The sequence below is a fragment of the Solibacillus sp. NPDC093137 genome, assembly GCF_050280445.1.
GTDB classification, from domain to species: Bacteria; Bacillota; Bacilli; order Bacillales_A; family Planococcaceae; genus Solibacillus; species Solibacillus isronensis_B.
The window spans coordinates 51,952-63,795 of sequence record NZ_JBNNVH010000008.1 but is presented as its reverse complement, the minus strand read 5'-3'; the positions used below and the strand labels follow the sequence as shown (position 1 = coordinate 63,795).

The window sequence follows — 11,844 nt, the reverse complement described above, 5'->3', positions numbered from 1 at the left end:
ACCGCCTTTCTTTTTCCATAAATACAGTGTAATGGATTCATAGAAAAAAAGAAAAGAGGGAGGTTTGTCCGAAAAAAAATTTCGAAACATACCTCTCCTCTTTACTAAAAGAATAGATTTAATACTGTATAAATAATCGCTGCCATTACAGCAGAAATAGGCATTGTAATAATCCATGTTGTGACAATTTTACGAGCCATACCCCAGTTTACGCCTTTTACATTTTGAGCTGAACCAACACCCATAATTGCAGAAGAAATAACATGTGTTGTTGATACAGGCAAGTGAATTAATGTTGCACCGAAAATGATGGATGCGGAAGCAAGGTCTGCAGCAGCACCATTTACAGGACGGATTTTCATAATTTTGCCGCCAACTGTTTTAATGATTTTATAACCGCCGATTGATGTACCAAGACCCATTGCTAAAGCACAGGCAAAACGTACCCAACCCTGTACATCATCCGTTGTTTGCAAATTCGCTGCAATCAGTGCCATCGTAATAATACCCATCGCCTTTTGAGCATCGTTTGTCCCGTGGGTAAATGATTGAATGGCAGCAGTGAAAATTTGCATAATACGGAAACCTTTATTTGTTTTATATAGGTTCATATTCTTAAAAATGAATTTCATTATTGTCATCATTATATAACCAGCACAAATCGCAATGATTGGTGATGCTAATAAAGCAATGATGATTTTTGTGAATCCGCTATAGTTTAAAACCCCGACTCCAGATGCTGCAATGGCAGCACCTGCAATCGAACCGATCAATGTATGAGACGAACTTGATGGAATTCCAAAATACCAAGTGACTAAGTTCCAAGTGATCGCTGATAATAGAGCGGCCAAAATAACAACAGTACCGATTAATGGTGCATCAGGTGTAGATAATGTAAAAGGGTCAACAATATCTGACGCAATCGCCTTTGCAACACCTACGAATGTAATGGCACCCAAGAAATTCATAAACGCTGCCATGACTACCGCTACTCGAGGAGGTAGCGCACGTGTTGAAACGGATGTTGCTATCGCATTTGCCGTGTCATGAAAACCATTAATGAAGTCAAATGCAAGTGCAAAAAAGACTACTAGGACAGTAATGATAAGTAGTGTATTCATTAAAAGGACTCCTCATTAATTACGCATTACGCATAATAATTGTTTCGATTGTATTAGCAACTGTTTGACAGTAGTCGGCAATTTCTTCTAACTGTTCATAAATATCTTTGAATTTAATTAGACGAATAGGATCTTTTTCGTTTAAAAACAGCTTTTTAATAGAAGAACGTAAAACTTCATCACATTCACGCTCATAATCTTTAATTAAAATTGCGTGTTGACGCATCCCAACAAGATCTTTTTTGTTTAATAATTCCATCGCTTTAACGATTTCATCAGTAGATTTGGCAATATATGCTAGGAAATCGCGCATCGATTCATCGATTTCTGTTAATGAAAACATTTCGAAATGTGCAATCGTACCTTCTGCACCATCTAACACATCATCCATACGAATTGCTAATGATAAAATATCTTCACGCTCAATTGGCGTCATAAATGATTTATTAAGCATGACAATTAATTCATGAATTAATTTATCACCTGCTGTTTCGTATTGCTTCATACGAATGCTAATTTCCTTTAAGTCTGCAACCGTTTCAATGCGGAAATCATTTGCATAATGGATACCTTCACGCATATTTTCAGCAATTTTCAATAAGGCTGAAAAAAACGGATCTTGCTTCTTTGAACTAAACATGGAATGCCTCCTGGATATATATAATTAAAATAATTTTAAAAATTAACCTCAATTATCATAACAAAAACTTAAAAAAATCTATACAAATTTTACTCTAACCTTATCAATCTTTACAATTCTGTAACAAAAGGAAAAGGTGAATAAGTAATTATTTTTAGTCGAAAGATAGAAAAAATACAACTAAACGAGTAAACTGTTTTGGTATTATAGTAAATTTTGTAGCTCATTTTCCAAAAATGGCTTCGCATTCAAAAAGCGTACAAATTCGTTATATTTTAATCGCTGCTCACTTGTTGGCTTCTTCCCGGTGAAATAAGCACGTATTAAAATATTCTTTGGAGTATTTTCCATATCGATAAATTCCAATAACTGTGTATCATAGCCGACAAGTGATAAAAGTTCAGCGCGAATTGAATCCGTAGCCAATGCGGCAAAGCGCTCCTTCACTAAGCCATGCTGTGTCATAATCGATAATGCAGGTGCCTGCAGCTGACGGTTCAATTCATGTTGACAGCAAGGAACACTTAAAATAACTTTTGCGCCCCATTTTACAGCACGGGCTAATGCCATATCTGTCGCAACATCACAAGCATGAAGGGTTACGACCATATCTACAGAAGTTTCTTCATTGAAGTCATTAATATCCCCAACTAAAAACTGTAGATCTTCATATTGTAAATCTGCTGCAATCCGGTTACATTCCTCAATCACTTCCTTTTTGAGGTCAAGGCCTGTGACATGTATATCAAGACCCTTTTCAATTTTTAAGTAATGATACAAAGCGAATGTTAAATAGGACTTACCAGAACCGAAATCTAGTATTTGAATAGTTTTATCTTTCGGCAAATGGGCTAAAGAATCATCGATAAACTCAACAAAGCGATTGATTTGTTTAAACTTATCGTATTTCTGTTTCTTTATTTTCCCATCCTCTGACTGCACTCCTAAACGGACTAAAAACGGGTGAATACGGGAATCATCCAATAGATATTGTTTTTTTCGGTTATGGGATAAGTTCACTTGTTTAGTTGTCGCATTTTGATCAGATTTCCAAAGCACTTTATTTTTCTTCGAGAGTTGCACTTGTACAGTCTGCTCCTGAAACTCAGCATGTACTTGCCGGAACTGTTCAAAAAGAGCATCGAGCTTCGCGGCTAAATCTTCAACTGTTATATTTTCATGCTTTAAAATGCGCTCATATTGATATTCCAGTTGGATCATATATTCTCCGCGAATTTCTACGGGCTTGAGTTTGACCCGTTTTAAGTCACTGGATTTTTGACGTGGCTGGCTAATAGTTGCTTGAAGTAGTGTTTTATTAGAAATGAGTGCATGAAGCCGCACTTTCATTTGTTCGAATTCCATAAAAACCGCCTTTTCTTTTTTCAAAATATTGTTTCCCTATAGTATCATAATGCGCTTATATGTTGTCATTGTACAGGCTTTTGAATTGTATGTTACGATGGGGAAAAACTATAGATGGTAGCAAGGAGGCAAAAATTTGAAAGATGTTGAAGTATTAATTGAACGCGGTGTATTAGTTGGCGTCAATTTACAAAAGGATGAGCATTTTGATTACTCAATGGAAGAGTTGGAAAATTTAGCACAAGCTTTAGATGTAAAAGTTGTCGGCATGGTGACGCAAAATCTAGAACGTGTGACACCTTCACATTATGTAGGTACAGGGAAAATTGAAGAAATTAAGGCGTTCTTTGATGAAACAGATGCCAACATTATTATTTTTAATGATGAACTCTCACCGTCACAAATCCGTAATTTAGAGCGTGATTTACAATGTAAAGTAATTGACCGTACAATGCTGATTTTAGATATTTTCAGCCGCCGTGCAAAAACACGTGAAGCGCAATTACAAGTAGAGCTCGCTCAATTACAGTATATGCTTCCGCGTCTAGTTGGGCTCCATGCTTCACTATCCCGTCAAGGGGGAGGAACAGGCGGCGGCTTTAAAAACCGTGGTGCAGGGGAAACAAAACTTGAACTTGACCGTCGTAAAATTGAAGATCAGATTTCGAAAATCAAGAAAGAACTTGAATCCGTTAAAGAACAGCGTGAAACACAGCGCAAGCAACGCCGTAAAAATGCAGTACCTGTCGTATCAATTGTAGGTTATACAAATGCAGGAAAGTCCACGATTATGAACCAGTTACTTGCGAAGGCGGGGCAAGATGATACAAAGCAAGTGTTTGAAAAGGATATGTTGTTCGCGACACTTGAAACTTCAGTCCGTAATATTGAACTGGAAGATAATAAATCCTTTTTACTGACTGATACGGTTGGTTTTGTTAGCAAACTGCCACATCACTTAGTAAAAGCATTCCGATCGACATTGGAAGAAGCACGAGAATCCGACCTGCTGCTGCATGTTGTAGATGTATCAAATGAAGAATACCGTTTTATGATGGAAGTAACGAATGAAACATTAAAAGCGATTGATGTTGAAAATATTCCTACTATATATGTATACAATAAATCCGACTTGGCTGATGTGGAATATCCATTAGTTAGCGGGGACAATATTTGGCTTTCTGCGAAGGAAGATGTAGGACTGGAAGAGTTGCTTCAACAAATCAAACAACAAATTTTTGCTAATTATGTTACATGTCAAATGCTTATTCCATATAATCAGGGTGGAATTGTTTCCTATTTAAATGAGCAGGCAACTGTTTTAGAAACGGAATATGAAGAAGAGGGTACATTATTAACGCTTGAACTTAAAGAGGCGGATTATCAGAAGTATGAAATTTATGTGGTAAAGTAATAATGGAGATAACAAGCTAAAGTACGTTGTGGTTGCATCGTACTCTAGCTTTTTTTATTAAATCTTTATCTAGTTGAAAAGTCAAAATAATTTCTTTACTGAATTAATTGTTTTATAATACAAAAATCCTGTTGTGGTAATTTGTTCTATTTATCTGAAAATAATGAAAAAACATAAAATTATAACATTTTGATTATTTGTTGATTTTAATCAACTATTAGGCTAAAGTGTTCAAGTATATTATTTCAAATGTCAGACAACAGACGACGGAGTTTATTGTCAGAATATTTATTAATCGGGAGGATTTCAAATGTATTCAAAAGAAGAAATTGTGAAGTCCGTTCCTCAAACTGGTTTTGTCGGTCAACCTAAAGGGTTGTTTACACTATTCTTTACAGAGTTTTGGGAACGTTTTTCATATTATGGTATGCGTGCCATTCTACTATTCTACATGTACTATGCAGTTAAAGATGGTGGATTAGGACTAGATCGTACGCAAGCTAACATCATCATGTCGATTTACGGTTCATTAATCTACATGTCAGGTATTATCGGCGGGTGGATCGCTGACCGTATTACTGGTATGCGTAAAGCGATATTCTATGGCGGAATATTAATTATGATTGGTCATATATTATTGGCCTTGCCGCTTGGTGTATCAGCATTATACTTATCGATGTTCTTTATCATCATTGGTACTGGTTTATTAAAGCCAAATGTTTCATCAGTAGTTGGTGACTTGTATGCAGAAAATGATGCACGTCGTGATTCAGGATTCTCTATTTTCTATATGGGTATCAACATGGGTGGTTTCCTGGCACCTTTATTAGTTGGTTTATTCCAAAAAAACTGGGGCTTCCATGCAGGATTCAGTGTCGCTGCGGTAGGTATGTTCATCGGTTTAGTTGTTTACTTAATGTCACAAAAGAGCCTTGGTTTAGCAGGTTCTGTAGCACCTAACCCACTATCAGATAAAGAGAAGAAAACGACAACACGTAACTTCACAATTGGTGGTTTAATTATTGTAATTTTAGGTTTTGTAGCTTACCAAACAGGTAACGCAAGCATTGAAAACTTCTCATTATTAATTACATTCTTAGGTGTAATGATTCCTACGTTATTTATTATTTATATGTATCGTAGTCCAAAAACAAATGCAGACGAAAAATCTCGTCTATTAGCATATATCCCATTATTCATTTGTGCGGTAATGTTCTGGGCAATTGCTGAACAATCTTCAACAGTCATTGCAACGTTCATTGATACTCGTACAAACTTAAATTTATGGGGCTTTGAAATTCCGGCTGCATGGTTCCAGTCATTTAACCCGTTATTCATCATCGTTTTAGCGCCAATGTTTGCGCTTATGTGGACGAAATTAGCGGATCGCGGACCATCAACTCCGAAGAAATTTGCTTTATCTTTATTCTTTGCAGGTATTTCATTCTTCGTAATGATCGCAGCAATCGTTTTAACTCCAGAAGATACGTTAGTAAACCCACTTTGGGTTGTATTCTCAATCTTCCTGTTAGTATTAGGTGAGCTATTGCTTTCACCAGTTGGTTTATCAGCTACTACGAAATTGGCACCAGCTGCATTCGCAGGCCAAACAATGGCGTTATGGTTCCTGGCATCAGCTGCTGCACAAGCAATTAATGCACAGTTAGTTCGAGTTTACGGAATCGTATCTGAAACAACTTACTTCGGTGTATTAGGTGGTTTATCGGTTGTATTAGGTGTTATTATCCTCCTGATTTCGCCAATCATCTCTAAAGCAATGCGCGGTATTAAATAATTAATAATCATCAAACCTTTATTTACAGAATTTCTGTAAATAAAGGTTTTTTCTTTTGGTCAATAAGGAATAATAAAAGTTAACTACTTAAAAAGGTAGTCTGTGGTATATAATGGGATTGGGATGATACTTAAAGAAGCGCTATAAATTCTTTCAGTAAGGAAGTATCGATTCTTCACATGAACTTCTTTCAGCGATTGTCAAAAACTTTTGCCGAAAGAGACCCATTTGGGTTAATTTCGCTACATTTGGTCGAAAATAACCGGGGTAACCGATATATGTAGAACATTCCCGATGGTTACACATCTTTTTCAAAAATCATGCGACAAAGCATGATTGCGGAGAGACACTAAGTAAAGCAAGGCGTTTTTAAGTATGAAGAAAAGTAACTATAGGGGAGGCAGAATTATGTTAGAATCAGTGACGATTAAAGAATTAACGACAATTGAACAAATTGAAGAGGCACGAAAGCTAGAGCATGAAATTTGGGCTGTCGGCAGCATTCCAGTACATCAAACAATTGCGACGATTCGCAATGGCGGGATTGTACTCGGTGCATATTTAAATGATGAAATAATTGGTTTTAACTATAGTTGCCCTGGATATATGGATGAGAATATATACTTATATTCCCATATGATTGGTGTGAAGCGTAATTATCGTGAGCAAGGCGTTGGAGAATTGCTTAAAAATTACTTAAAGGATATCGCAATAGAGCGCGGTTACAGAACTTGCCGCTGGACGTTTGATCCACTTGAAGCGCGCAGCGGATTTTTGAACTTCTCAAAGTTGCGTAGTTATAGCGATACTTATATAGAAAATTGCTACGGTGAAATGGAAGACCCGTTCAATCGGGTATTGCCTACAGATCGTCTTTGTGTAGAGTGGCAACTTGTTGATAATGATTACTTGCGCTGGGATGCGAAAGTGGAAGAATTACTGGATGAAGCAAAGCCGGTAGTGAATTGGGAAGAGAATATGGTAGGCCTTCCGACATTGGATCCGGAGCAAAAGTTTAATAAAGAAGAGGCGCTTATTCATGATGCCTATCTGTTACCTATCCCTACGAATTTCCAGAAAATCAAAGTGGAAAGTGTTGCGTTGGCAGAAGATTGGCGCTATAAAACGAGAAATATTTTACAGGCAATGTTTGATCAAAATTATAAAATAATTTATTTACACAAAATAAATGATAATATTAGCCATTACTTACTTGTAAAGCGTTCATTATTTGCTCTTTAATTTATCAGTGAATGATGTCGCAGCTAAATATTATTAGGAGCAATAAAGATGAAATTAGTAGAAGTGACAATACATGAGCTAGTGATGCGAATGAAAACTCCGTTTACGACAAGTTTAGGGACTATGCAAGACAAGCGTTTTATAGTTGTGGAAGCGACGGATGAAAGTGGTGTAGTCGGCTGGGGTGAGGGGGTTGCATTTGAAGAGCCTTCCTACACAGAAGAAACATTTAAAACTTCACTTCATGTATTGGAGGATTTTTTGATCCCTTCATTACTCGGGAAAGAATTAATGCATCCGGATGATGTGTATGAGCGATTCCGTACGATCCGACGCAATAACATGGCGAAAGCGTCGATTGAAGGCGCGGTGTGGGATATTTATGCTCAATTGACGAACCGATCGTTGGCAACGGCTGTTGGCGGTGTCCAGGAAAAAATTGAAGTAGGAATCAGCATCGGTTTACAACCTACAGATGAACAGCTGGTCCATACAATTCAGCAGTTTTTGGATGAAGGTTATAAGCGTATTAAAGTAAAAATCAAACCGGGAAAAGATATTGAGCTGATCCGAACAATACGGCAAGCATTCCCGGCAATTCCTTTAATGGCAGATGCAAACTCTGCGTATACATTGGGTGACATCGATCGATTAAAAGAGCTGGATGCATTCAATTTAATGATGATCGAGCAGCCATTAGCGCATGACGACCTTATCGATCATGCCATATTGCAAAAGCAGATAAAAACACCGATTTGTTTGGATGAGAGTATTACTTCTTTAGAGGATACGAGAAAAGCGATTCAACTAGGAAGCTGTCAGGTGATAAATATTAAAATTGCGCGAGTTGGCGGTATTAGCGAGGCGAAGCGTATCCATGACTACTGTATGGAACACCATATTCCTGTGTGGTGCGGGGGAATGCTGGAAGCGGGTATTGGCCGTGCGCAAAATGTAGCACTGACAAGTCTTGCAAATTTTATAATGCCTGGGGATACGGCTGCTTCTGAACGCTATTGGCATGAAGATATTATTCAACCGGAAGTAACCGTTACAGATGGATACATTACCGTTCCAAAAACAAAGGGGCTTGGCTATAATGTAAACCGCGAAGCAATAAATAAGTACAGTATAAATAAAAAAACATATCGCATGTAAATGTAAGGCCACAATTTTAATAATTGTGGTCTTTTTTCTATTCAATTTTTTTCTATTAGAATACATACGGGATGTTGTATATAAAACGAAGAATCGCTCTAAAAATACATTTTTCAATATATTCCTCTTTTAATACAAGTTAATGTAAATTGTCTGTTTGATTTTCATTATTAGCAATTATATAATGATGTAGGGAAAGAGTTGATTCTCATTTTCATTTAGAATTTACGCAATTTAAATAAAGTTAAAATATATATAGAATAGTGGGAGAATGTAATGAGACTTTGGATGCTCGTAGTAGCGACCATCGTCCTGTCCTTTTTATCATTGTTTATCGGAGCTATCGACATTAAGCCATCTGATTTATTAGATTGGGATTCAGATAAAATGCAAATTTTCTTAATGAGTCGAGTACCGCGATTAATGGCAATTATACTTGCCGGGGCAGGGATGGGTATTTCTGGATTAATTATGCAAAGCTTAAGCCGTAACAAATTCGTATCGCCGACAACATCTGGTACGCTCGATGCGGCAAAGCTAGGTATCGTTGTATCAATGATATTTTTCACAAGTGTAGGATATATGGAGAAGATTCTCTTCAGTTTTACATTTGCACTCATCGGTATGATGGTTTTCATGCGTCTTCTTGAAAGCATTAAATTCAAGGACGTTATTTTTGTGCCCCTTATCGGGATTATGTATGGAAATATTATTGGTGCCATTTCAACATTTCTTGCGTATGAAGCAGATGTGTTACAAAGTGTGGATACATTCTTTCTAGGGAGCTTTACGCTTGTTGTATCAGGTCGCTATGAATTGCTTTATGTAGCAGTACCTGCAATTTTCCTAGCGTACTTATATGCCAATAAGTTTACAGTGGCTGGTATGGGTGAAGATTTTGCCAAAAATCTTGGCTTAAGCTATCGTACCGTATTGAATCTTGGTTTAGTACTGGTAGCGATTATATCCACTACAGTTGTCTTGACGGTAGGAATTATACCTTTCCTCGGGTTAATCGTACCGAACTTGGTTTCATTATATATGGGGGACAATTTACGTAAAACAATTCCACATACTATTTTCTTAGGTGCAGCATTCCTATTAATGTGTGATATTTTAAGTCGTTTAATAGTATACCCGTTTGAAATACCAGTAAACACAACTGTTGCGGTAATCGGCAGTGCAATCTTCTTAGTAATGTTGTTTAGGGGGAAAGCATATGCGAAAAAATAGTACGAAGCTAATCTTCTTAGCAATTATCGCATTAGTGTGTATAGCGTTATTTGCTTTTTACAATATTCAAGGCGGATTCAGTTATGCCTTTCCAAAGCGATTAGAACGTATTGCGGCAATGATTATAACTGGTACGGCGATTGCTTATGCGACCGTTACATTCCAGACGGTTACACATAACCGTTTACTGACACCTTCAATGATGGGTGTCGATTCGATGTATGAAGTAGTGCAAACGATTATTTTCTTCTTTGCAGGCTCAGCATCAATCTTTGTAGTAAGTCGTTATTTAAACTTTGGTTTATCAATTGTGGCGATGGTAATTTTCGCCCTGATTTTATATCGATTCTTGTTCCGTGCAGATAAACATCCGATCTTCCTGCTTTTACTTGCCGGAATGATTATCGGGACATTGCTCGGCAGTTTTGTAACATTTTTACAAGTAATAATCGACCCGGTAGAATATGAAAGCTTACAGTCGCGTTTGTTTGCTAGTTTCATGAATGTGAAAACAGAGCTGCTACTCATTGCGGTCATTATATTAGGGGCTTCATTTATATACGGTTACCGATTATTGCGTGATTTGGATGTCATGTCACTAGGTCGAGAGAACGCAATAAACTTAGGTGTAAATTATGATAGAATAGTATTGAAAGTATTAATTTTATCTTCAGTTTTAATTGCAACATCTACTGCGCTAGTTGGTCCGATTACATTTTTAGGTTTAATCGTTTCAAACTTAGCCTATCAGTTTTTTGCTACGTACAAGCATTCCGTTTTAATAGTGGGTGCGAGTTTAATTAGTATTATTGCACTTGTCGGTGGGCAGTTCTTAGTACTGCATGTATTCCAGTTAAGTACAACGATCAGCGTTATTATTAACTTTGTCGGTGGACTTTACTTTATTTACCTAATACTGAGGGAAAGTAGGAAAGCAGGATGATTGAAATTAAAGGGCTTTCTAAAAGCTTTGGAAAAAAACCGGTCGTTGAGGATGTCTCATTAACTATACAGCCAAAAGCAATCACTTCATTTATCGGACCGAATGGAGCAGGTAAATCAACATTATTATCAATGGTAAGTCGATTGCTTGATGCAGATACAGGTGAAGTATTTTTAGATCAAAGTGATGTTAAAAAAATGAAGTCCAATGATTTTGCGAAACGTGTTGCAATTTTACGTCAGTCAAATCATTTAAATGTGCGTTTAACAGTTCGTGAGCTTGTATCATTTGGTCGTTATCCATACTCAAAAGGTCGTTTGACTCCGGAAGATGAACAGCATATTGACCGTGCGATTGAATATATGACATTAGGTGATATGGAGCATAAGTTTTTGGATGAACTATCTGGTGGTCAAAAGCAGCGTGCCTTTATCTCGATGGTAATTGCTCAGGATACGGAATATATTTTATTGGATGAGCCATTAAACAACTTAGATATGAAGCATTCTGTTCAGATTATGAAAATTTTACGCAAGCTTGTTGATGAATTAGGCAAAACAGTAGTAATTGTTTTGCATGATATTAACTTTGCTTCCGTGTATTCAGATCGCATCGTCGCATTAAAAGATGGTCGCCTTGTAAAAGATGGCCCAACAAATGAGATTATTAACTCAGAAGCATTACGAGAAGTATATGATATGCATATTCCTGTGCAAGAACAAGATGGATGTCGAATTTGCGTATACTTTAATTCACATAGTTAAATAAAAATGAGGATAAATGCATAGGTTTTGCTCGCTTATGCATTTATTTTATGAATTTAATTGAGAATGAATATTAGTTTCAGAATATTCGTTGACAACTATAGGCAGTTGATTTACACTAACGTTAGTTAATTGAAAACGATTATCACTCTCGCTTGAGGGTATACTA

Annotated in this window: 10 protein-coding genes; 7 read left to right on the top strand and 3 right to left on the bottom strand. The window is 36.8% G+C overall.

Features of this window, described 5'->3' with window-relative positions:
• Positions 1–104 precede the first annotated feature (104 nt).
• From ACQKN3_RS18455 to ACQKN3_RS18445, 3 genes are all read right to left on the bottom strand, one after another.
• Positions 105–1,121, bottom strand: a complete 1,017-nt coding sequence (locus ACQKN3_RS18455) for an inorganic phosphate transporter (RefSeq protein WP_251691225.1) — start codon at positions 1,119–1,121, stop codon at positions 105–107.
• A 19-nt stretch (positions 1,122–1,140) separates the two neighbouring features.
• The gene (locus ACQKN3_RS18450; protein ID WP_008405849.1) at positions 1,141–1,761 is read right to left on the bottom strand and encodes a DUF47 domain-containing protein; all 621 of its coding nucleotides are present in this window, start codon (positions 1,759–1,761) and stop codon (positions 1,141–1,143) included.
• A gap of 204 nt (positions 1,762–1,965) precedes the next feature.
• Positions 1,966–3,126, bottom strand: a complete 1,161-nt coding sequence (locus ACQKN3_RS18445) for a class I SAM-dependent methyltransferase (protein WP_427713857.1) — start codon at positions 3,124–3,126, stop codon at positions 1,966–1,968.
• 136 nt (positions 3,127–3,262) lie between these two features.
• Here ACQKN3_RS18445 and hflX point away from each other — a divergent pair, with 136 nt between their 5' ends.
• The 7 genes from hflX (at position 3,263) to ACQKN3_RS18410 (ending at position 11,675) form a co-directional block, all read left to right on the top strand.
• Positions 3,263–4,540, top strand: coding sequence for a GTPase HflX (gene hflX, locus ACQKN3_RS18440; RefSeq protein WP_427713854.1), 1,278 nt, complete (start codon positions 3,263–3,265; stop codon positions 4,538–4,540).
• 310 nt (positions 4,541–4,850) lie between these two features.
• Positions 4,851–6,335, top strand: a complete 1,485-nt coding sequence (locus ACQKN3_RS18435; protein ID WP_251691231.1) for a peptide MFS transporter — start codon at positions 4,851–4,853, stop codon at positions 6,333–6,335.
• A 408-nt stretch (positions 6,336–6,743) separates the two neighbouring features.
• Positions 6,744–7,577: a GNAT family N-acetyltransferase gene (locus tag ACQKN3_RS18430; RefSeq protein WP_251691233.1), complete on the top strand. Its 834-nt coding sequence runs from the start codon at positions 6,744–6,746 to the stop codon at positions 7,575–7,577.
• Between the two features lie 48 nt (positions 7,578–7,625).
• Positions 7,626–8,735, top strand: coding sequence for an o-succinylbenzoate synthase (gene menC / locus ACQKN3_RS18425; RefSeq protein ID WP_251691236.1), 1,110 nt, complete (start codon positions 7,626–7,628; stop codon positions 8,733–8,735).
• A 276-nt stretch (positions 8,736–9,011) separates the two neighbouring features.
• Positions 9,012–9,968 carry an ABC transporter permease gene (locus tag ACQKN3_RS18420; protein ID WP_251691237.1) on the top strand — a complete coding sequence of 319 codons (957 nt, stop codon included), beginning with the start codon at positions 9,012–9,014 and terminating at the stop codon, positions 9,966–9,968.
• Positions 9,955–10,911 (top strand): iron chelate uptake ABC transporter family permease subunit, encoded by a 957-nt coding sequence (locus tag ACQKN3_RS18415; protein WP_251691239.1) that lies wholly within the window; start codon positions 9,955–9,957, stop codon positions 10,909–10,911. The genes ACQKN3_RS18420 and ACQKN3_RS18415 overlap by 14 nt, the downstream gene beginning before the upstream one ends.
• Positions 10,908–11,675: an ABC transporter ATP-binding protein gene (locus ACQKN3_RS18410; RefSeq protein WP_079523338.1), complete on the top strand. Its 768-nt coding sequence runs from the start codon at positions 10,908–10,910 to the stop codon at positions 11,673–11,675. Before ACQKN3_RS18415 ends, ACQKN3_RS18410 begins: the two co-directional genes overlap by 4 nt.
• Positions 11,676–11,844: the final 169 nt, after the last annotated feature.

Bases quoted from the DNA above. Each gene is read 5' to 3' on its own strand.
- ACQKN3_RS18455 (WP_251691225.1), bottom strand. From the start codon at position 1,121: ATGAATACACTACTTATCATTACTGTCCTAGTAGTCTTTTTTGCACTT.
- ACQKN3_RS18450 (WP_008405849.1), bottom strand. From the start codon at position 1,761: ATGTTTAGTTCAAAGAAGCAAGATCCGTTTTTTTCAGCCTTATTGAAA.
- ACQKN3_RS18445 (WP_427713857.1), bottom strand. From the start codon at position 3,126: ATGGAATTCGAACAAATGAAAGTGCGGCTTCATGCACTCATTTCTAAT.
- ACQKN3_RS18435 (WP_251691231.1), top strand. From the start codon at position 4,851: ATGTATTCAAAAGAAGAAATTGTGAAGTCCGTTCCTCAAACTGGTTTT.
- ACQKN3_RS18430 (WP_251691233.1), top strand. From the start codon at position 6,744: ATGTTAGAATCAGTGACGATTAAAGAATTAACGACAATTGAACAAATT.
- menC (WP_251691236.1), top strand. From the start codon at position 7,626: ATGAAATTAGTAGAAGTGACAATACATGAGCTAGTGATGCGAATGAAA.
- ACQKN3_RS18420 (WP_251691237.1), top strand. From the start codon at position 9,012: ATGAGACTTTGGATGCTCGTAGTAGCGACCATCGTCCTGTCCTTTTTA.
- ACQKN3_RS18415 (WP_251691239.1), top strand. From the start codon at position 9,955: ATGCGAAAAAATAGTACGAAGCTAATCTTCTTAGCAATTATCGCATTA.
- ACQKN3_RS18410 (WP_079523338.1), top strand. From the start codon at position 10,908: ATGATTGAAATTAAAGGGCTTTCTAAAAGCTTTGGAAAAAAACCGGTC.